Annotated in this window: 24 protein-coding genes; 11 read left to right on the top strand and 13 right to left on the bottom strand. The window is 65.6% G+C overall.

All coding sequences use genetic code 11. The features are described 5' to 3' along the window. Positions 1–16: 16 nt before the first annotated feature. The 10 genes from R0232_RS15115 to R0232_RS15070 form a co-directional block, all read right to left on the bottom strand. A complete protein-coding gene (locus R0232_RS15115) occupies positions 17–2,164 on the bottom strand; it encodes a ClpP-like prohead protease/major capsid protein fusion protein (protein WP_431512609.1) in 2,148 nt (715 codons plus the stop codon). A gap of 81 nt (positions 2,165–2,245) precedes the next feature. Further along, entirely contained in the window at positions 2,246–3,796 is a 1,551-nt protein-coding gene (locus R0232_RS15110; RefSeq protein ID WP_431512608.1) for a phage portal protein, read from the bottom strand. Between the two features lie 4 nt (positions 3,797–3,800). Beyond that, complete coding sequence (locus R0232_RS15105) at positions 3,801–4,025, bottom strand: hypothetical protein (RefSeq protein ID WP_431512607.1); 225 nt, start codon at positions 4,023–4,025, stop codon at positions 3,801–3,803. Between the two features lie 10 nt (positions 4,026–4,035). Beyond that, positions 4,036–4,437 carry a Mor transcription activator family protein gene (locus tag R0232_RS15100; RefSeq protein ID WP_431512606.1) on the bottom strand — a complete coding sequence of 134 codons (402 nt, stop codon included), beginning with the start codon at positions 4,435–4,437 and terminating at the stop codon, positions 4,036–4,038. Next, the gene (locus R0232_RS15095; RefSeq protein ID WP_431512605.1) at positions 4,434–6,620 is read right to left on the bottom strand and encodes a phage terminase large subunit family protein; all 2,187 of its coding nucleotides are present in this window, start codon (positions 6,618–6,620) and stop codon (positions 4,434–4,436) included. Before R0232_RS15095 ends, R0232_RS15100 begins: the two co-directional genes overlap by 4 nt. Then, positions 6,617–7,114, bottom strand: coding sequence for a terminase small subunit (locus tag R0232_RS15090; RefSeq protein WP_431512604.1), 498 nt, complete (start codon positions 7,112–7,114; stop codon positions 6,617–6,619). Before R0232_RS15090 ends, R0232_RS15095 begins: the two co-directional genes overlap by 4 nt. A 134-nt stretch (positions 7,115–7,248) precedes the next feature. Next, a complete protein-coding gene (locus R0232_RS15085) occupies positions 7,249–8,043 on the bottom strand; it encodes a hypothetical protein (RefSeq protein ID WP_431512603.1) in 795 nt (264 codons plus the stop codon). Then, a complete protein-coding gene (locus R0232_RS15080; protein WP_431512602.1) occupies positions 8,037–8,345 on the bottom strand; it encodes a hypothetical protein in 309 nt (102 codons plus the stop codon). The genes R0232_RS15085 and R0232_RS15080 overlap by 7 nt, the downstream gene beginning before the upstream one ends. A gap of 363 nt (positions 8,346–8,708) precedes the next feature. Further along, positions 8,709–11,114 (bottom strand): VapE domain-containing protein, encoded by a 2,406-nt coding sequence (locus tag R0232_RS15075; RefSeq protein ID WP_431512601.1) that lies wholly within the window; start codon positions 11,112–11,114, stop codon positions 8,709–8,711. A 3-nt stretch (positions 11,115–11,117) separates the two neighbouring features. Beyond that, positions 11,118–11,582 carry a phage regulatory CII family protein gene (locus R0232_RS15070; protein ID WP_431512600.1) on the bottom strand — a complete coding sequence of 155 codons (465 nt, stop codon included), beginning with the start codon at positions 11,580–11,582 and terminating at the stop codon, positions 11,118–11,120. Positions 11,583–11,843: 261 nt separating this feature from the next. Between R0232_RS15070 and R0232_RS15065 the strand changes: the two genes are divergently transcribed. Beyond that, positions 11,844–12,152: a hypothetical protein gene (locus tag R0232_RS15065; protein ID WP_431512599.1), complete on the top strand. Its 309-nt coding sequence runs from the start codon at positions 11,844–11,846 to the stop codon at positions 12,150–12,152. 209 nt (positions 12,153–12,361) lie between these two features. On the opposite strand, the gene R0232_RS15060 is transcribed toward R0232_RS15065, so the two are convergent. Next, positions 12,362–12,592: a hypothetical protein gene (locus R0232_RS15060; protein WP_431512598.1), complete on the bottom strand. Its 231-nt coding sequence runs from the start codon at positions 12,590–12,592 to the stop codon at positions 12,362–12,364. Between the two features lie 76 nt (positions 12,593–12,668). On the opposite strand from R0232_RS15060, the gene R0232_RS15055 reads away from it, so the two are divergent. Beyond that, positions 12,669–13,022: a hypothetical protein gene (locus R0232_RS15055; RefSeq protein ID WP_431512597.1), complete on the top strand. Its 354-nt coding sequence runs from the start codon at positions 12,669–12,671 to the stop codon at positions 13,020–13,022. 465 nt (positions 13,023–13,487) lie between these two features. Here the strand turns inward: R0232_RS15055 and R0232_RS15050 are convergent, their stop codons facing one another. Beyond that, positions 13,488–13,781, bottom strand: a complete 294-nt coding sequence (locus tag R0232_RS15050) for a helix-turn-helix domain-containing protein (protein ID WP_431512893.1) — start codon at positions 13,779–13,781, stop codon at positions 13,488–13,490. 361 nt (positions 13,782–14,142) lie between these two features. Between R0232_RS15050 and R0232_RS15045 the strand changes: the two genes are divergently transcribed. The 3 genes from R0232_RS15045 to R0232_RS15035 are packed head-to-tail and all read left to right on the top strand — an operon-like array spanning position 14,143 to position 14,842. Then, positions 14,143–14,409, top strand: a complete 267-nt coding sequence (locus R0232_RS15045; protein ID WP_431512596.1) for a hypothetical protein — start codon at positions 14,143–14,145, stop codon at positions 14,407–14,409. Continuing rightward, positions 14,406–14,702 (top strand): hypothetical protein, encoded by a 297-nt coding sequence (locus tag R0232_RS15040; RefSeq protein WP_431512595.1) that lies wholly within the window; start codon positions 14,406–14,408, stop codon positions 14,700–14,702. The genes R0232_RS15045 and R0232_RS15040 overlap by 4 nt, the downstream gene beginning before the upstream one ends. Then, positions 14,699–14,842: a hypothetical protein gene (locus tag R0232_RS15035; protein WP_431512594.1), complete on the top strand. Its 144-nt coding sequence runs from the start codon at positions 14,699–14,701 to the stop codon at positions 14,840–14,842. The genes R0232_RS15040 and R0232_RS15035 overlap by 4 nt, the downstream gene beginning before the upstream one ends. A gap of 318 nt (positions 14,843–15,160) precedes the next feature. Here R0232_RS15035 and R0232_RS15030 read toward each other — a convergent pair whose 3' ends face one another. After that, a complete protein-coding gene (locus tag R0232_RS15030; RefSeq protein WP_431512593.1) occupies positions 15,161–15,382 on the bottom strand; it encodes a hypothetical protein in 222 nt (73 codons plus the stop codon). Positions 15,383–15,439: 57 nt separating this feature from the next. On the opposite strand from R0232_RS15030, the gene R0232_RS15025 reads away from it, so the two are divergent. The 6 genes from R0232_RS15025 to R0232_RS15000 are packed head-to-tail and all read left to right on the top strand — an operon-like array spanning position 15,440 to position 18,156. Further along, positions 15,440–15,805: a hypothetical protein gene (locus R0232_RS15025; protein ID WP_431512592.1), complete on the top strand. Its 366-nt coding sequence runs from the start codon at positions 15,440–15,442 to the stop codon at positions 15,803–15,805. Positions 15,806–15,818: 13 nt separating this feature from the next. Further along, positions 15,819–16,163, top strand: a complete 345-nt coding sequence (locus tag R0232_RS15020; protein ID WP_431512591.1) for a hypothetical protein — start codon at positions 15,819–15,821, stop codon at positions 16,161–16,163. Next, complete coding sequence (locus R0232_RS15015) at positions 16,160–16,465, top strand: hypothetical protein (RefSeq protein WP_431512590.1); 306 nt, start codon at positions 16,160–16,162, stop codon at positions 16,463–16,465. The genes R0232_RS15020 and R0232_RS15015 overlap by 4 nt, the downstream gene beginning before the upstream one ends. Next, the gene (locus tag R0232_RS15010) at positions 16,462–17,253 is read left to right on the top strand and encodes a hypothetical protein (protein WP_431512589.1); all 792 of its coding nucleotides are present in this window, start codon (positions 16,462–16,464) and stop codon (positions 17,251–17,253) included. The genes R0232_RS15015 and R0232_RS15010 overlap by 4 nt, the downstream gene beginning before the upstream one ends. A gap of 10 nt (positions 17,254–17,263) precedes the next feature. Next, positions 17,264–17,671, top strand: a complete 408-nt coding sequence (locus tag R0232_RS15005; RefSeq protein WP_431512588.1) for a hypothetical protein — start codon at positions 17,264–17,266, stop codon at positions 17,669–17,671. Positions 17,672–17,697: 26 nt separating this feature from the next. After that, positions 17,698–18,156 (top strand): DUF1566 domain-containing protein, encoded by a 459-nt coding sequence (locus tag R0232_RS15000; protein ID WP_431512587.1) that lies wholly within the window; start codon positions 17,698–17,700, stop codon positions 18,154–18,156.

Genomic DNA, 18,156 nt, shown 5'->3' with positions numbered 1-18,156 from the left:
AGATGACGCTCGACGATCAGCCGGCGTTGCGGACCGCGCCGCGGTAGTCGATGCCGGCCACGCCGTAGTCCAGTCGCACCTTCCAGCGCGCGCCGTCCGTGTTGAACGCGGTCTCCAGCTCGAGGTACGGCACGTCGTTGCCGTCCAGAAACGCGACTTCGAGCACGCGCGCGATGTTCGGATCCGCGAACATGTACCAGGCGGTGCCGGCCAGCCGCGGCGTGTCGACGATGTCGCGGACCATGCTCGCGGCCACGTTCGCGCGCTGGAGCTTGTTGTTGGCGTCGGGGTCGTAGGTGCTGTTGATCACCACCTTCGCTTGGCCGCTGATGCCCGCCGGGCCCAGCCAGACGTCGGGCGTGAGATCGAGGAAGTCGTTGCCCGAGACGTCCTTTTGCGAGGCGAGCTGTACGCGTGCGGCCTCGAAAGTCGAGACGCTCGGCGCGCCGGGCGTGCCCGCAATGTTGTTGTGATCCGCATGGAACAGCGTCTTCCCGTCCTCCAGCAGCGGGCCCAGGCCTGCGTTGAGCGCGAGGGTGGCATAGACATCGGCTTCCACCGTGCGCTTGGCCGCGCGCCCGATGTCCAGCGACAGACCGGTGAACGCGCTCAGGTCATCGTTGATGATCGTCTCGCGGCTGATGTTGATGATGTTGCCCTTGGTGCCGGCCGCGATGGACGCGCGCTCGCCGTCCGGGATGGTCTTGTTCTTGTATTCGCCCAGCTCGTTCTTGGCATCGAGGTTGCCCAAGCTGCCGGTGCGATAGCGCTTGTGCGGACGGAAGTCGCTGACCGAGCCGCGGGCGCAGAAGCGCGTCCAGGTGTCCGGCTGCAGCGCATAGGCCGACAGCAGTGTCTTGTGCATGACGTTCTCGAGCAGGATCGGAAAATCGCTGGTCGACTGCGTGAACGCTGCGGCGACGATCTCGCGCGGGTCCATGCCGTCGACGCGCCGGCCCGCCTGGATGAGGCAGGTCTCGGCGATCGCCAGCAGCCGCCGGCCGCGGTACGGGTTGGAGCCGTCCGCACGCACGGGACCGGTCTTGTCGATCGCAACGCTCGCGCGGGCCAGCAGAGCCTGCGTCACGGCCGAGCGGAACTTGTCGCGCTCGTCCTCGATGGTCAGCACGCGGCCGCCGGCGACCGGCGACATGCCACGGCCGATGTGCGCGAGCAGCCGGGTGCCCGCGGCTTCGGGGGTGACAGCGTGATCGTCTTCGCACGAGGCCTGCAGCGCGCCGACACCGTCGACGCTCAGGTGGTTGGCGAACATGGCACGGATGCCCTCGCGGCGCTGCTTGTCGGCGGCCAGGATGGCAGCGGCGTCGGGTGCAGCTGCGGGAGCGGCGACAGGCGCAGCAACCGGTGCCGGCGCGGGCGCGGCGGCGCTTCCGCCACCGGCCGCCGCAGCGCCGGACGCACCGATGGCGTTCAGCAGCAGGAAAGTACGGAGTTTCATGGGATCCTCATCAGCGGAAGAAGCGGCAGCAGCCGCGGGGGCGCCCGCTGCCTGCAGGGTTGCAGGCAGCGAGCGGTATCGGTTCAGGGGGAAGGTGCCGGCGGCCGTCACGGCGGCGCCGACGTTCTCGTCGGCGATGGCGTCGATCAGCTTGAGCTCGAGCGCCTGCGCGGCCGTGAAGAAGTGGTCTTTGCCATCAGTGAGGAAGCCGGCGATCGCGGCCTTGTCGCCGCTGCGCGATGCGTAGCTGGTGGACATGGCCGAGGCCCAGATGTCGAGTTCGTCGGCTTTCTCGCGCAGCTCGACGCTGTTGCCGCCAGCGTAGGTCCAGGGTGCATGGATCATCATCACGGCGTTGCTCGCCATGCGCACGGTGTCGCCGCCCATGGCGATCAGGCTGGCGATCGACAACGCCATGCCGTCGATCTCGACGGTGATGTTGGCGCGGTGGCGACGCATCGCGTTGTAGATCGCCAGGCCATCCGGGACGCTGCCGCCCAGGCTGTTGATGCGCACGGTGATCTCGTCCACGTCGAGCTCGCCGAGCTCGGTCACGAACTGCGAGGCGCTGACCGTCTCTTCCCACCAGCTCTCGCCGATGTCGCCGTAGATGAAGACCTCGGCGGCTGCGGCCACACCGAGGGCAGCAGCTGCGAGCGCGGTGCGACGGTGAAATGCAAACCAGGGATTCTTGGGCTTGGACATGGACTGAGGGCCTCGAGGAGAAGGCCCTCAGTGTCGAAATTTGTCAGTCCACTTTTAAGGGGCAAAAGTGGACTTTCTTCATCACGCGTTTTGCCGCGGCAGATCGTCCTGGTTGTTCTGCGGCTCCTGCATGCCCGGCGCGCCGCCGCCCACGTTGCGCGCATTGCTCGTGAAGACCAGCCCGCGGCGATCGGACTCGGCCCGAAACTCCGACACCTGCTCGAGCAGATCGCGCGGGCTGTTGCCGCCGGCGCGAATCGCCTGGGCCTCGCTCGCGAAGCCGGCCTGCGTGCGCTTCTCCCAGGCCAGTGCTTCCTTCAATGGGTCGATCCACGGCATCGACTGGCCGAGATAGAGCGCTTCTGCTTCTGTGCCGGGCTTGAGGTCGATGGGCTTGCGAACCACGCCACTCAAGTGCGCGATCTCCACGAAGCGTTCGTAGTTGGGCTGGACATACATGCCCACGAATTCATCGGAGAGCACGGCGTAGTGCACGAACTGCTCGACCAGTTCCTGGCGCTGCGAACTGTAGGTGCCGTCGTAGTTTCTGCTGATGCTCGAGTAGCTGCCACCGATCCCCGCGGCGAAGGCCTTGAGCTGCCCCGAGCGCCATGCCACCAGGTTCGGGTTTGGCCGCTTGCTGTCCAACAGGCTGATCTCTTCGCCCACCAGCAGGCTGTCGATGATCATGCCGGGCTGCATCCGGATGTCGCGCGGCAAGGGGTTGCCGTCGCTATCGCGTGCACCGCCCTCCCCGTCGTAGCCTTCGGGCGAGGTCCGCTTGACGTAGGCCGTGAGCGAGGCCGCGATCTTCGCAGCAACGCGCTCGGACTCCTCATAGTCCTTGAGATCCTCGGCGCGCGTCAGGACACTGGCCGCCTCCGAGACGCCGCGCAACTGGTGAAGCCTATCGAAGGTGGCAACGTGGCAGACGCGCTCGGCCGGCACGCTCTTCAGATCGGCCTGCGTGAGCCAGCTCCCCCCTTCACGCGGATCGTTCCTGTACACGTTGTACGCCACCGGCTGCCCCCAGGCGTTGGTCTGGATGCCCTGCGTGATGCGGCGGCCAGGATCGTTGTAGTCCAGCGGCACGAAGTCGGGCTCGAACAGTTCCACCGAGAACGGTACCGGGCTTCCGTGCGTGAGATACGGGACATCGCCGAACACCTGTTGTGAGAAGCACTCGCCGTCCCGAAACCATGTGTACCCGACCATGCGCTGCGACAGCGATTCGCTCAGACGGCGCGTCACCTCGGGTCGGCGGCAATGCCGCTTGTAGGCCGCGCTCAGTTCCTCCGCGTAGGCGGTGTGGATCGTGCCGTCCTTGCGACGCGGCTGCGGCTCCACCCCGATGCCTGTCGGGCCGATGGTGTTGTTGACCAGGACACGCAACGCGCCCCGGAAGATGTCGTGATTGCGCTCGAGGTAGCGAGACTGCGCGCGGATGGCCGCCGCGCCCTGCTGCACCAGCGCGTTGGGTGCGCGGTTGTCGCTTCGCCGCTTTCGCACCGGACTCGGCTTCGCGGCTTCGTAGTGGGCCAAGGCGGTCTTGCCCTGGGCCCGCCTCAGTCGCTCGACCGGGTCGGTGAGATACACCCAGAAGTCGAAGATGCTCATCGAGGTGTCGCGCATTGTGCTACTCCTGATCGAACCGAGCGACGCTGTAGCCCAGGCCCGCGAACCGGGGCGCGCTCGGAGCGTTCTCTGCTGCAACGCGGCGCTCCCATTCCTGGCGCCCCTCGCGGATCTCGGAGAGGTTCTCCATGGTCAACTGCCGGCCAGCGAAGGCAACGCTCTTGCCCTCGAGGAGCTCGGTCTCGGCGGCCAGGTACTTGGCCAACATGTCGGTTGCGATGGTCATGCCCGCCACACTATTCCGCCACGCGTCCAGTTTGAAGGCCGGGAACTGGATTTTTCGGCGACGACACGCCGATGCGAACCTCGATGGGCTCACGCATGCCAACGATCTGGTAGACCCGCGAGCGGCTGATGCCGTACTTCGCCATGATCTCCTTCAGGTTCCGCGCGCCCATGAACTCGCGCCGGATTGCCGCATCGCGCTGCGACTTGTCGGGCGCCGGAATCCAGATGCTTTGTCCACCGTTGCGGCGACGCAGCCCGCGCACCAGCGCCTGCGCCACGATCGCAGCGAGCGCCTCGTGCATGCCGATCTCCTCGCGAACGATAGCGATGAAGTCGTGCTCGAGCTGCACCGCGGCATCGTCGGCCTGTGCTTCGGACTGGTGGTCCTTCTGAAAAGTCGGTTCGGTCATAGGCGGCTGCTCCAGTCATCGGAGGCGAAGGGATTGGGGGGAGGAACACGCGCCGGCGCACGCGGGGGGCTGCGCTCGATGGGTGGTGGCGGCCGCGGCGGTGCGGGCGCCGCGGCGCTCGGGGCAGGCACCGGCGGCGGTACCGGTGCACTGACCGGCACCACAGGAGGCTCGATCGCTGGCGCCGGAGCGGGCCCAGGCGGCGGTGCAGACGTCTGCACGCCGTCAACGTCATCATCCGCAAGCAAAGGTGCCTGGCGCACGCGCACCTCGGCGAGGTCCCATTGCTGCTTCTTGCGAAGGTGCAGCCGCAGCGCCCTCGAGAGCCACAGGGCATAGACCGTGCAATCGAGTGCTTCGTTGCGGCGATCCGTCCTGGGCTTCCACTCCCGCCGCAACTTGTTGCGACGCCCCGGGATCTTGATCTCGCCGAGCAGCTGCTCGTAGAAGTCGTCCCGCACGCCCTCATACCAGTGCATGCGCGCGGGCCCGTTGCCCTCCAGCCGCACACGCCCGGCCTGCTCCGACCAGCCCAGGATCAGATCCTTCGCCTTCGCGGTTCCGACCTGGTTGGACTTCACGCCAGCGCGAGAGGCTTTCGTCGATTTATTGTTCGGGTCGACCGCCTTCGGCGGGCTCCAGATCTCGACAGTGCCGACCGCATCGGGCGCACCCTTGACCGCGTACACGGGGCGATCGCGGCGGTCGTGCTTGCGGACGAAAGCGTAGACCGCATCCGACGTCTGGCCGTCCGACGAGTCGATGGCCACTGCGGCAATGCCAAGGCCCGCCCCCGTCTCGTGCTTGACCTGGCGGCCCATGGTCTGCTCGAGCTCGATCCACGCACCGGCGTGGGCCACGACGGTCTTGCCGTAGAACTCGCCCCAGAAGGCGAGCCACATCTCCTCGCCGCGGCCGAACACCCAGACCGTCACGGCCAGTCGGTCGTGCTGGACGTCGACGGACATCAGAGCGACCAGGCCGCCAACCGGGCAGCTCCACTCCGCGTACTTCTCGGCGCGCTCGCGCAGCGTGTCCTCTTCGGGCAGCTCGCCGCGGTACTCCCAGGTCCGGCCCAGCGTGCTGTTCCAGAACGCGATCATGTCCGTCGGATCGCCCTTGTCGAGCTCGGCCTTGGCCTCGAGGTACTTGCGAGCCAGCACAGGCACGCGCGAGCCGTCGAAGGTGCTGAGCAGCTCGTTGAGGTAGTAGCCCGGAATCGGACTGTCTGCCGTCGGCGCCCATCCGCCGCCGTCGCGCTCGGCGCGCCGAAGGTTCGCGATGCGCTCATCGTCCGTCCAGATCTGGCCGCAGTGCGGGCAGGTGTAGTAGGCCTGGTCGGGGAGGAACTGGCCGTACACCTCGTGCACCGGCGCTTCCTTGTCCTCGGGAATGGTGACGTATTCCCAGTCCGGCGCATGGAGTTCGCCACACGAATGGCAGGGCACGTGAAAGTAGCGCTTGTCGGTGGTGCGCATCTCCGCTTCGACAGCGCTCGCGTCCTTGGCCGTGGGCGTGCCGCCGATCAGAATCAGGTGCCGTGGATCCGTCTTCACCCGTTCGCCGAGCAGCTTGACCGAGTTGCCCTGCCCCTTCACGTTGGCGGCGGCGTCGTCGGGCTCTTCCACGATGACCACGCGCGCGCTCGTGGACTTCACGTCGCTCGGGCTGTTCGTGCCGACCAGCTTGATCAGCCCTCCCGCGAAGCGCTTGCGCAACGCGCTGTTGCCCTGGGCCCTGCTGTTGAGGGTGATGCGACGCGCCAGGACCGGCGTGCTGCGGATCATCGGATCGAGCTTCTCGCTCGCGAAGTCCTTCGCAGCCATGGCCCGTGGAAACGCGACGACCATGACGCTCGGCCTGTGGTGCACGTGATACCCGATGACGTTGCACACGATGCCCGCGGTGTAGCCGACCTGCGCGCTCTTCTGCACTACGAGCTTGCGCACGGCCGCGGCCGTGGCCTTCTCCGCGATCTCGCGAAGCGCTGGAGAAACGCGCCAGCTGAAGCGCCCCTTGAGGGCGGATTCTTCGTTGCTGAGCACGCGGTACTTCTCGCTCCACTCCGCGCAGGTCACGGCAGGGGGAGGATTGAGCTTCTTCCACACACGCGCATGCGTTGCGCGCAGCGCCCGGCGTGCGCGCAACACATGAGATCCGCTCGGGCCCGACTCGTTCGTCATTCGAGATCGGCCTCCGTCCCGTCTTCGTCCTCGTCCTGGTCATCGCTGTCCTGGGCTCTCCAGTTCGCCAGCCGACGCAGGAAGTCGTCGAAGGTGCTGGCCAGCAGTTCCTCGACGGCCGACTTCTCCATGCCGATGATCAGCGACGCGAGGCGCAGCGGCTCGCCCACGAGGAACTCCCTCGCGTTGAAGACGGCGCTGGACCACAGCGGCTCGACCTCCTCCGCGGGGATCAGCGCGCGGCTGTCGCGCAGCATCTCCTGCTCGATCTTGTCGCCCTGCAACCGCGAGAGCCGATCCTTCGGCGACTCGGCCTGTACCTTGCGCACCTCGCGGTCCACCAGCCAGGCGATGCACTGCGGCGCGTCGTATTCGCTCGGCACGCCGGGCCCACCCTGCACGGCGACCGGGAAGCCGAGCACCTGCCACTCGGTGATGGTCTTCGGCGCGACGCCGAACATGGCCGCGATCTGTTCCTGCCCCTTGACTCTCATGCTTACTTACCTCGTGGCCGAAGCCAGAACTAGCGCGGAGACGGGGTCCGAATTACCCGCATCCGGCCTTTTTTGGGAGGACCCGTCGTGGGGGGGGTGGGGTGCCCCACCCTGGTGCATGGCGCGGTTGGTCATCACGCTCCCTTCGCCGGCCGGGCCGTGCGCAGGGCCTGAGCCACGGCATCGCGGGCATGGCCTGCGTACACCCGCGTGACGGTGGCCTGGGCCACCTCATCGAAGCGATATCGCGGCCGATACTTCGCGCCCTTCACGAAGATCAGGACGGGCGACACCTTCGAGCCCATCACGCCGTCGGGGCGCCGCACCCACACGCCCCTCGGCAAGGTCTGCTGCTTGAGCCCTCGCTTCCATGAGCGCTTGCCGAATGGATGCGTGCCCACGCCGGTGCTGACGAAGTACGCCTCACGCCTGCGCTTGCTCGTGCTGCGCTTGCTGCCCGTGGCATTGGCATCGGACCCTGCGAGGTAGAACGCCTGCAGTTGGCTCAGGATCTTCACGATCTGTCCACGGCTCATGTTGCCGTAGCTGTCCAGCTTGGCGCCCTTGCCCGGCACGGCGCGCTCAGAGGGCAGCATCCAACCGCGGCGCACCAGCATCTCCTCGAAGCGCTTCAACGGCCGGTTGCCACCCGAGATCTGCGGCAGGAGGTAGTGCGTGGGCCGTTCGCTGTCCTTGACCCACACGCGCGCGATGAGGTCCTGTTTGGTCGCAGGCTTCACGTACAGGCTGTTGAGCGTGAAGCGCGTCGGCCGATCGAACACGGCCGCCATCTCCGCCTGCTGATCGGTCTTCACGTCCTTGGCGGTGCGCGTAAGGGCCAGCGCCAGGGCATAGGGCATCTGGGCCTGCTGCTCGCCCAGCTCCCGCTTCACGTCCGGGAAGTTGTGCCGCACGTCGATGGTCAGCATGGTGCACGCTCCTGTGCAGGCGTCTGCACGGCCGCCGGCTCGGCGATGAAGGCCGCGAAGGCAACGCCGTTGACGACAGCGTATTGCTGCCACTGGTCGACTGGCGAGGCCGGCGGGAAGGGCGTGCCCAGGACATGCCCGCCCTCGAGGGCATAGAAGCGGCCCGGTTCGCCCGCGATCGCGCGCCGCAGGCAGTCATTGACGTGGGCCTTTCCCATGTCGAGGCGCTTGCGTTCGATCCATGCCGCCGTCATCGGCATCGCGGTGCGCATATCGGGCTGCTTCGCTGCTGGCTGGCTCATGGTGCTGACCTCCGAAAGTGAAGGGGATGGACAAGGGGCGGACGGCGCAAACCCGCGTGGTTGCTAGATCCGTCCATCTGTCCAACCTGTCCAAGGTGTGTGAGTGAGCTGCGCCCCTGCGTGCGCGCGCAGACACGCGCCCGCCTGTCTGCGCGCCTGCACACATGAGCGAGGGAAGGCCCCGAGGGGTGGACGGGTGGACGGATGGGGATTTTTTCAATCGCGACAACGGCTTGCGCCGTCCACCCTCCCACGGACAAAGGGCGGACAAGGCTGGACGGCGGAGGCGTCAGGACCGGGCACGCAGACGCATACACGGGGCGAGACCTACCGCGAGGCATCCAGCCAGGCGCGCGAGGGTGATCAGAACGGAAGGTCATCGCCCTCCTCTCGAAAGTCATCGGCCGGCGGCGGCGACGATGCGTCGGGCTGCGCTGGCATGTCCGGCTTCACGCGACGCCAGCCACGCAGGCGACGGCCCGTCGTGGGGCGTTCCTTGATGAAGCCAAGCAGCTTCATGCAGTTGGACACGCGCGTGTCCATCTGGCCATTGCCGTCGATCCGGTCGGCCTTGATCAGCAGCGCCTTGTCGTAGAGCTCGTTGGTGGTGAAGAACTCCCGTTCGGCGCGCGGCAGCTCAGCGGCACTATGGCGGGCCGTGTCGTTGACGTAGGCGCTCAGGATGTCCTCCCACGGGTCAGCCCGTTTGAATGGCTCCTGTTCGGGGAAAACCAGCGTCTTCTCCTCGTCGCGTGTCGGCCAATACTGCTCGCCGGCCTGGACCCGATGCAGCGCCTCGGCAAGCAGCTGCAGGCGGGCCGCTTTGAGCACGTCGACGTTGACGGCCTTCACCTCGAGCGGCCAGAAGCGCCGATCGCCAGTGGCGTCCCGCAGGAACGCATCCGCGTTCGTCGTGCCGACGTTTACTGAGTGCCGCGGCGCCTTGATCATCTGCGACCCGTAGGGAGGCCTGTACCAGTCCTCCTGGGCCGAGAGGAATTGCTTGATCAACGTCGACTCGGACTTGTTCAATGACTCGAGCTCGGCCGACTCGACGATCCAGGCGAGCTGCATCGCCATCTGCGAGTCCTTGTCGCCCACCCGGATCGCGTTGTCGGTGAAGTACGGGAACGACAGGGCGCGGAAGGCCGTCGACTTGTTCAGGCCCTGCTCGCCCTTGATGATGAGCATGTAGTCGAACTTGCAGCCCGGATCGATGGCTCGCTTGACCAAGCCCATCATGAAGCACCGCGCGATCAGCCGAACGTAGGGCCGATCCTGGACCTCGAAGACATCGGTCAGCCAGTGGTCTATGCGGGGGGTCCCGTCCCACTTCTCGGCCTTGATCCAGTCGATGATCGGGTTGTAGCGATTCAGGCGTGCGGTCATCAGCACGCCATCGCGCAAGGTGCCCTTGCCCTTGATGCCGAGGCCGTAAACCTGCAGCAGGTACTCGCCGAGCATGAGGTCGTCTTCCTCATCCCAATCGCCAGCTGGACGGCCCCATGGCGCGTGCGGCCCGCGCTCGAGCAGCAGAGAGAAGTCGTTGCGACGCACCAGGCCCTTGAGCCTCGGATCATCGCGCATGGCGTAGAACACGTTCTCGCGGCAGTCCTCTGGCTTGCCTCGACGCCCCTTCACGAGGGCGTCAGCGACCCGGTCGAATGCCTCGTCATCGTCGCCCTCGGGCGGCACATCCGCCGGCGGTCCGCCGCCACGCCCTCCGCCCTCGCCTCCCCCAGCGGGAGCCGGCGTCACGCGAATTTTTTCGCGCGGCTTGCTGATTGCCACGCCGACCAGCGGAGCGAGCCAATGCAGCGCATCTGCGGGCTTCTGCGCCGGCAGCCATTCGAGGACCAGGTCCAGCGGCGTGCGAGAGCCGCCCTTCGGGTCACCCATGTCCGCCACGCCGAAGTCGCAGATCCCCAAGGGATCGATCGAAAGATCCTCCTGCAGATCGCGGCCCAAGGCCTGCGAGGTGACTCGGTAGCCAGCGCCCCGGGGGATCTCGCGGCCGCCAAAGAGCGCGGGCACCCACGCGGCGAAGTTGGCCATCGCGGCGTCGTTGACCCTGCGGAAATCGTTGGTACCGCCGTCCTCGTGCTGCGCTGGCGTTGCAGCGGGTGCGGGCGCGGACGGGGCCTTGGGTGCCGGCCGCTTCGCTTCCTTGGCCGCGGCCTTGGCATCGTCGATCGTTCGGTGCAGACGTCTGAGCGCCACATCGCTGATCGGGTTCACCTCAGCCGGCGTGTTAGGGAATCGGTTTCCTGTGACGGTGAAAAACTGGCTGTTGGCAAAGACCTCGACGCCGATGTCATTGCTCTTGTTCGTCGACGTCTCGCCACGCACGATGCTGTGCACGCCCTTGCCGCTGGGCGAGATCTCGGTGAAGCTGTCGCACGCGGCGACGATGTTCTTGCAGCGATCCGACCACTGCCCATCCGCCTCGAGCTGCCCGTCCAGATCGATGCCGATCAGCCCGTCGCCTGGCAGGAACGCGAAGCCGACCCCGTGCCACCCACCACCAGGACGCTCGAAGGCCCTGCGAACCACATCCAGCGTCGCCAGCCGCTGCCGGTCTCGGTCGTCTCCCTGCCCGCCCGTACGCCGGCCGCCAGCGACGTAGTACGGGATCTTGCTCGGCTTGGTATCGGTCTCTCTCTTGAACTCGAACTTCCAGAGGACCCAATGCTGCAGGGTCGCCAGGGAGGCGGGTATGCCTTCCCACACCGGCGGGATGATCGGTGGCAGCTGCTGCGCGTCGGGCATCCTCTACGCCGCCGGCTTGCCTGACTGATGGCGCCTGGTGGCGGCGGCAAGCAGCGCATTGATGGCCGCGATCGCGTGGCCGGCTTCGGTCTGCAGCTGGAGCAGCTCGTTGGCTGAAAACTGGCCGTCATCGGCCAGCGAGGCGCATGTTGCAGCGACCAGCTCGCTGTACTCGCGCGAGGAGTCGGCGAGTGCGCGCATGCAGTCGTCCCCCTCGACATCGAGCATCTCGGGCAGCGGGATGCACATGCGGCCGCACACGGTTGCGAACGCATCGAGGATCCGGTAATCCTTGGCTCGCATGGTCATCTTGACCGCGTCTGCCAGGCCGAGCTTGGCGCTGCCGATGCCTGCGAGCTCCGCGTTGAGGGTGTTGGCGTTCTTGCCGATCGACGGGGCCAGTGCGACCACGCCTCCCTCGAAGTCGTGCCCGACGTTGAACGCGGCGGTTTTTACATCCATGGCCATTGCGATGGCTCTCTTTCATCGTTACTGACAGCAATGCTGCGGCGCGACAAACTGCCTCCCGCATGACGACAACACAAAGACCCCGCCGCCTCGACAAGCCAAAGCATGTGCACCTGCCCGCGCACAGCCCAAGGAGGAGAAGAGAGGAAAGAACGTGCTCGCCGATCGTGTCGGCGGCGGGGAAAACCGCAGAGTGGTGCCCGCCCTCTCCCGCTGGACAATGGGATTTCCACACCACCAGAGCCAACGAAAGGGGCGAACATGGAAAACGCAGCAGGGCCAGGAACGACACCAGACCGCGGGTATCGCGACAACGATTTGGAGTTCAGCGCGCAACTGTCAACGCAGCGATATCTGCTCGAATTCGTCCTGACCAACATGTTTGCTGGCAACCTGGAAGGGCTCGACCGCGTCATGATCGAACTCCGCAGGCTCTCGCAATCAGCCTCGACAGCCAGCGAGCCAGCCTCCCAAGCATTGCTGGACGAACTGACGTTGCGCAGCACGGTCCACTTCGATCGAATACATCAGTCCGTACGCCAGCGCGTGATGTCGGCACGGACTGCGTGACGGGCAGCGGTACGGTCAACGCCACCCCCTCTCCACCGACCACATATCTGGGCGGACTGGATCTCGACTCGGCTTCGAGCCGGATCACAACACTCCCGTCCGGCGCACGGGAGCGAGATGCGACCGACACATTCACGCTCGTCGCGTTTCGGATAGTGAGGCCGAGCTGCCGCTTGCGGCCGGCGCGGCGGGTGATGGTGCTGCGCATATCAGGCGGCCCTCGCTTCAACCTGTTCCGGCAGGCTGATCTCGCCTCGATCAACAGCGTAGAAGAAGTCCAGGAGCGGCTGGATGGTCTCAACTCCTGGGTTCTCTCGATCTCCGTAAGCAATCTTGCGAGGCAGCGTGCGCGCAACACCCGTCGCTGAGGCGATCGCCTCCCATCGGGATGGACCAACTTCGCGTAGCCGACGCTTGAGGAAGATGATGATCGACTCCATGATCCCTGATCTTAGACCCAGATTTGGGAAATCCCAAATCCCGAGTATGGGAAGTGGATTTGCTCACACTTCTCGCATGGAAGCAGGCACACGGAAAGTCCTCGCCGATAACGTCAAGGCGCTCATGGCGGCCCGCAAAGCGGCTGGCCAGCGGCCTTGGACGATCATTCAGATCGTCGAAGAGGCCGATGGCGCAGGGACGCCCGTAAGCAAAGGCGTTGTGGAGCGCATGACGAAAGCTGAAGTTAATACCGGCGTCGACCATTTGGATGGGGTCGCGAAGGCGTTTGGAATCGAGGCGTGGCAACTCCTCGTGCCTGACCTAGACGCAGCTAACCCTCCGATGCTCACGGCTGTTGCAGAGGAAGAGCGACAAAAATGGCAGCGCGCGAGGGAGGCGGCTCAGGAGTTCGCAAAACTCGGTTCATAGGGGGGACGATGATTCGTACGACTCTTTTGATCTCCGCAGCTGCCATGTTGGGCGGGTGCGTCTCAATACTGGACTCAACTAACAGCGTCCCTTTCGAGGTGGAATCTCCCTACTCCTCCGAAACGACGTACCGCAATATTGTTCGTGCGTTGAACGAGTGTTACCCAACCGACAGCACAATTGCCGCCCAGTATTTCCCCGAAGCAAAAGAGGGCGAAGTAAGATTTTCCGGAACTGCTGATGGGGTCAGACTGGATTACATCAATGCATTGATTAAGCCGAGTACCAGCGGATCAAAGGTGCTGTTTAACCGGCACAAGTGGTACCAGGGTTTTGAGGAGTCGGCGCCGCCATGGATCGATGGAAAGATCACCCGGTGTCCTTACAGCGTTACCAAAGATCCCAAACCACCGGGCTCAGTTTTGAATCAGCAGAATATGCCCATTCGGTAAATCGCCACCAGCTTTAACTGGAGCGCGACAAAGGCATTCCATCGTGCGTTTGCAGGCAATGGGTCGCCCTTTGTTGCATGACCCCAAAGCCCAGCGCACGGCACCTAGTTCGCCCCTCGGGCGGGCATTCTTCGAACCGCAAAACCCGAACAGCAGGATCTGCGAGGAGCAGGAAATTCGGCATCGTGCCGTACATCTCGCATAAGTCGATGATTACCTCCGGAGGCGGCATTGATCGTCCTGCCTCCCAGCTCGCAATTGTCTGCTGTGCCACACCCAAGCCAGCCGCAACCTCGGCTTGGCTCATTCGAATCAGCAGCCGGGCAGTCTTCAGCCGGGCTCCGATCATCTGTCGCCTCTCCTCATGTTTCATCGTGAAACGATTCTGACGGTTGACTGAGGAAACCCGTAGTACTTCGTTATAGGCAATAACCCTCAACAACACCGCGTGGTACCACGCACGGTGGTAAAGGGACAAATTCGCCACTACGCGCCGTAGTAAAGAGGCATCTACCACGGCACGTTGTGAGGGTTACCACCCAAAATTCCCATAAATGGGAATCCCGAGGTTTGCGGATGGTCTTTCCCAAATATGGGTTGCCATTTATCCCACATGTGGGAATACTGTCTCCATCTGCTGCATTCCGTAGCGGTACCTGGAGACGAACATGGTTCTTTCCTTTCCCGCCGCGAAAGCGGCACCCCAGCCGCTCGGCTCGCTGCTCGCGAGCATGGTCGGCTTCCTCGAGGGCTTCGAGGACGATCCTGATCAATGCGAGGTGCCGCACCTTCTTCGCGGCTTGCGCCATGCCCAAGCCAGCGGGGTGATCGCTCTGCCCGCAGCGGCGGCGGCGGCACCCCATTTCATTGATCGACTCGACCACGCCATGGCCGGGACCCTCGCGGACGGCAACCTGGTCGAGGTGCGGGAATGAATCGCGTGACGCACTCGCAGGCCACCGCCCGGATCCAGCGCCGGCTCGAACGACTCGAGCTCGACCATCTGCGCCAGCACGCCGCCGAACAGGCTCAACGCATCGAGGAGCTCGAGGCACAGGTGGAACAGCTGACGCGCGAGGCCGAGTGGGCCGACGCCCGTTCCGATATGTGGCACGACGCGCACAACCGACTCTCGGAGCACCTCGACGACGGAACCGCTGATGCTCGCTGCGTCGGGCTCACCGCCCAGGGCGAACTGCTGGTGGTTCGCACCGGAGCCATGCAATGAGCTGGCTCGAAGGCATCCTCGTCGCCGGCGCCATCGTCGCACTGTACGGCGTCGCGACCGTCATGGACGTTGCCGACAAGGTCACCGCGGGCACCGCCAGCGAGATGATCTACACGGCTTGCAAGAGCGCCAAGCCATGAGGCGCCACCTCGACCCGCTGCAGCTCGAGCAGCTGCACAACGAGCACCAACCCAGGAAGACGCCTGTCGAGTGGATCGCAGACGTCGCGGTCACACTGTGCTTGGCATCGTTCATCTCGGCCGTATGCATTGCCCTCGTGGCATATGCAGTGGGCCAGCTGCCAAGGCCCACGCCATGAGCCAGGCAGCCCTCAGTGTTTTCCGCAGCGACGCTCTTTTGGCCGCCGAGATCACCACCCTCGAAGCGGGGCGACTACTCATGACGGCGGAGCTTCGCCCGCCCTACGCACGTCAACCGCGCTTGGTACTCGTGGAGGTTCAAAAGCTCCCGCCGTCGCTCTGCGATGAGGCAATAGCGTTGATGCCCGCGAAGACCGCAACCACATCCGCCGAGGTGGGGTCGTCCAGCAAGCTTCGAGCGATCGCGCGGGCGGTCCGAAGCCGCTCGTACGCCACGATCGCCGCATCCTCCTCGGCCTTGGGAGCATTTGCACGTTGCATCGCCTGCAGGCGCGTATCGAACTCGTCAGTACCGTCCATCGAATCTCCTCGAGATTTTGGTACGACGCATCGTAGCGGAGCGAGGAGGCGCGAGCCATGACCGCGGGCGCAGTACAGACGTCTGCACCGTGCGCCGCAGTCGACCTGTTCGACACGGAAGGTGAGCCGCTCTGCTTCGACCTCGACGGCGTCCTGCTGCAGGACGCGCAGGTGCGGACCGCGCTCGTGGGGGAGCACAAGCGCCCAGCGCCCGTGCTCTGGCTCGAGGTACGCCCCGTCCACGCACTGGTCGGCAGCGGCCGAACCATCCACGTCGAGCAGATCTACAGCGAGGCCAGCCGCAAGCAGGCCGAGCACAAAGCCGCGTCCCTCAAAAAGGGCGCGCGCGTCCGCATCACCACGACCTTCCACGGCATGCGGACGATCCTCCCGGATGTCCAGGCCGTGGCCCTCCTCGCTTGACCGGAGCTCCACCTTGCCATCCGTCACCATCACCTTGATCGACCTCGGCGACGACCAGGTCAGCGTCCGCACGGATGCGATCCCTCCCGCCGTCGGCCGGCGCCTCTCCCGCGCCGAAGCCTTGGCCATGGAGTTCCTCGGGACGTCGTTCCGCCGCGGTGCGGAGGTCATCTACGACCGCAACCAGGTGCCGGCGATTTCGCTCGCGCTCGAGCTCAACGACCCCGAAGGCCTCGGCCACGCGGCCACGCCCTGCATCCGTGCTCGCGCACGGGATGTGGTCTCGACCATCAGCACTCACGTCCCCGGTGCCGGTGTCGACATCGATCGGATCCACCTCGCGAGGCGGGCATCGTGAGCGCGCTCTACTTGCTGGCCAGCACCTTCGGCCTGGTCTTCGCGCTGGGCCTGCAGAGTCAGTTGGTCAACAACGGCCACTACGTCGCAGCCTTCCTCAACAGCGCTGCCATCGGCAGCTGCAACCTGGTGCTGTTCAAGCTCGCACCGGATGCCAACGGCGTGGAGGTCGCTGCCTATCTGGCCGGCGGCCCCTTCGGCATCGTCGCCAGCATGTGGGTGTACCGACGGATGCGCGAGGGCACGCTGCTGTTGCAGGATCTTCCGCTGATCGGTCGCATCTTCTCGGAGCGTCGGTCATGAGCGGCAGCATCGCCACGCCCCGGACCGCGGTGTCCCGCGAGATCTACACCGGCGACGACTTGCGCCGCACGTCCCCGCGGCAGGGCGCCTACGACGCCTACGCGATCCCGAGTCGCATGGGCGACCGCCTGGTGACCCGCGAGCAGCAGCGCGAAGAACTGCTCGCCCCGCTTCCGCCAGCGCCGCCGGTGCCGATCTCCCGCGGCACGTCTCGCGTCGCTGAGCCTGAACCCGCGCCGCTGGGCGAACCGCCCAGGTCCCCACCACCGGCGCCGGAGCCTCTGCAGCCGCTGCCCACGGTCACGTATGTCAACCGCATCCCGCCACCGGCGATCAAGGGCTACCGCCCACGAGGCGGCAGTTTCCCTGACCTGGTGATCACGCACCTGCGAGAACACGGCGGGCATCTCTTCTACAGCGAGATCTGCGAGCGCTACAGCATCCCGCCGACCTCGATCACGTCCATCTTCAAGCCGCCGCTTTTCCACGGCGCGCTGATCCGGCTGCGCATCGGCAAGCGGACGGCGCTCGCCCTGCCCGGCTACCAGCCGGACGCTTCGCTGGGCGTGGCGTCTGTGCCCCTGCCCACCTACCCGCACTCGGCTCCCCCGATCGCGGTCGACCAGGTGCCCGGCATTCGTTCGGCACACCCCGAGATCAACACCAACACGGGCAACACCCCTGCCCTGTCCGCGGCCGACATCGGCCGCGCGCTCGAAAGCGCGGCACGCCTGCTCATGCAGGCCGCGGCAGCGCTCCAGTCCCTTTCCTCCACTTCCACCAACTGAAGGAGCCACCGTGCCCATCGAAATCGCCGACAGCCCGGCAACCACGAGCCTCACCCTCGGCGCACTGCCGCCCCTCGGCCAGTCGCTCGAGGGCGGCACCTTCGCCGGCATCACCACCCTCGCCGATGGCAAGCACGTCGCCGTCGTCCTCCTGCCGATCAAGGCCGAAGACATCAACTGGAAGGACGCCATGGAATTGGCCGCCAGCCAGGGCGGCGAACTGCCGTCGCGGGCCGTGGCCGCCCTGCTCTACGTGAACCTGAAGCCGCAGCTCACGCCCCGCTGGCACTGGACCTGCGAGTCCTATGACGCCTCGTACGCCTGGTATTGCAACTTCGACGACGGCCACCAGCTCACCAGCCGCAAGAGCTACGAAGGTTGTGCTGTTGCCGTCCGCCTGATTCCGCTCACGGCTTAGTCCTTCAATCCTTCAGGAGCATGCCCATGAGCAATGTCACCCTCGAGGCCGTCAGGGCCCGCCAGTCCGAACTGGCCGCAATGATCGAGCAACTGCAGGCCCAGTCCACAGCGACCGTCGTGCAGGTTCTGCCCGAAACGAAGATCGAACTGCGCGCCGGCGAGATCTACGCCGGCGCCGTGCTCGACGAAGCCGGCAACGTGAAGCACCACCTGGTGCTCATCCTCAAGCGCCCGGACGACCGCATGCCCTGGGACGACGCGATGAAGTGGGCCGCAAGCATCGGCGGCACGCTGCCCGATCGCCAGGAACAGGCCCTGCTGTTCGCCAACTGCAAACCTCACCTCGAGGGCGCATGGCACTGGTCCTGCCAGGAGCACGAGGACGATGCCTCGTACGCCTGGTGTTGCGGCTTCACCCACGGCCTCCAGACCACCACCCGCAAGAGCTACGAAGGTTGTGCTGTTGCCGTCCGCAGACTTTGA

Origin of the sequence: Variovorax sp. DAIF25, assembly GCF_050711835.1 — a bacterium.
GTDB lineage: Bacteria > Pseudomonadota > Gammaproteobacteria > Burkholderiales > Burkholderiaceae_C > Variovorax.
Note: the sequence above shows the minus strand (reverse complement) of the source record. Positions and strands in the feature narration are given on the sequence as shown.

Excerpts from the sequence above, each read along its gene's own strand:
- R0232_RS15115 (WP_431512609.1), bottom strand. The coding sequence starts at position 2,164 with ATGTCCAAGCCCAAGAATCCCTGGTTTGCATTTCACCGTCGCACCGCG.
- R0232_RS15110 (WP_431512608.1), bottom strand. The coding sequence starts at position 3,796 with ATGCGCGACACCTCGATGAGCATCTTCGACTTCTGGGTGTATCTCACC.
- R0232_RS15105 (WP_431512607.1), bottom strand. The coding sequence starts at position 4,025 with ATGACCATCGCAACCGACATGTTGGCCAAGTACCTGGCCGCCGAGACC.
- R0232_RS15100 (WP_431512606.1), bottom strand. The coding sequence starts at position 4,437 with ATGACCGAACCGACTTTTCAGAAGGACCACCAGTCCGAAGCACAGGCC.
- R0232_RS15095 (WP_431512605.1), bottom strand. The coding sequence starts at position 6,620 with ATGACGAACGAGTCGGGCCCGAGCGGATCTCATGTGTTGCGCGCACGC.
- R0232_RS15090 (WP_431512604.1), bottom strand. The coding sequence starts at position 7,114 with ATGAGAGTCAAGGGGCAGGAACAGATCGCGGCCATGTTCGGCGTCGCG.
- R0232_RS15085 (WP_431512603.1), bottom strand. The coding sequence starts at position 8,043 with ATGCTGACCATCGACGTGCGGCACAACTTCCCGGACGTGAAGCGGGAG.
- R0232_RS15080 (WP_431512602.1), bottom strand. The coding sequence starts at position 8,345 with ATGAGCCAGCCAGCAGCGAAGCAGCCCGATATGCGCACCGCGATGCCG.
- R0232_RS15075 (WP_431512601.1), bottom strand. The coding sequence starts at position 11,114 with ATGCCCGACGCGCAGCAGCTGCCACCGATCATCCCGCCGGTGTGGGAA.
- R0232_RS15070 (WP_431512600.1), bottom strand. The coding sequence starts at position 11,582 with ATGGCCATGGATGTAAAAACCGCCGCGTTCAACGTCGGGCACGACTTC.
- R0232_RS15065 (WP_431512599.1), top strand. The coding sequence starts at position 11,844 with ATGGAAAACGCAGCAGGGCCAGGAACGACACCAGACCGCGGGTATCGC.
- R0232_RS15060 (WP_431512598.1), bottom strand. The coding sequence starts at position 12,592 with ATGGAGTCGATCATCATCTTCCTCAAGCGTCGGCTACGCGAAGTTGGT.
- R0232_RS15055 (WP_431512597.1), top strand. The coding sequence starts at position 12,669 with ATGGAAGCAGGCACACGGAAAGTCCTCGCCGATAACGTCAAGGCGCTC.
- R0232_RS15050 (WP_431512893.1), bottom strand. The coding sequence starts at position 13,781 with ATGAGCCAAGCCGAGGTTGCGGCTGGCTTGGGTGTGGCACAGCAGACA.
- R0232_RS15045 (WP_431512596.1), top strand. The coding sequence starts at position 14,143 with ATGGTTCTTTCCTTTCCCGCCGCGAAAGCGGCACCCCAGCCGCTCGGC.
- R0232_RS15040 (WP_431512595.1), top strand. The coding sequence starts at position 14,406 with ATGAATCGCGTGACGCACTCGCAGGCCACCGCCCGGATCCAGCGCCGG.
- R0232_RS15035 (WP_431512594.1), top strand. The coding sequence starts at position 14,699 with ATGAGCTGGCTCGAAGGCATCCTCGTCGCCGGCGCCATCGTCGCACTG.
- R0232_RS15030 (WP_431512593.1), bottom strand. The coding sequence starts at position 15,382 with ATGGACGGTACTGACGAGTTCGATACGCGCCTGCAGGCGATGCAACGT.
- R0232_RS15025 (WP_431512592.1), top strand. The coding sequence starts at position 15,440 with ATGACCGCGGGCGCAGTACAGACGTCTGCACCGTGCGCCGCAGTCGAC.
- R0232_RS15010 (WP_431512589.1), top strand. The coding sequence starts at position 16,462 with ATGAGCGGCAGCATCGCCACGCCCCGGACCGCGGTGTCCCGCGAGATC.
- R0232_RS15000 (WP_431512587.1), top strand. The coding sequence starts at position 17,698 with ATGAGCAATGTCACCCTCGAGGCCGTCAGGGCCCGCCAGTCCGAACTG.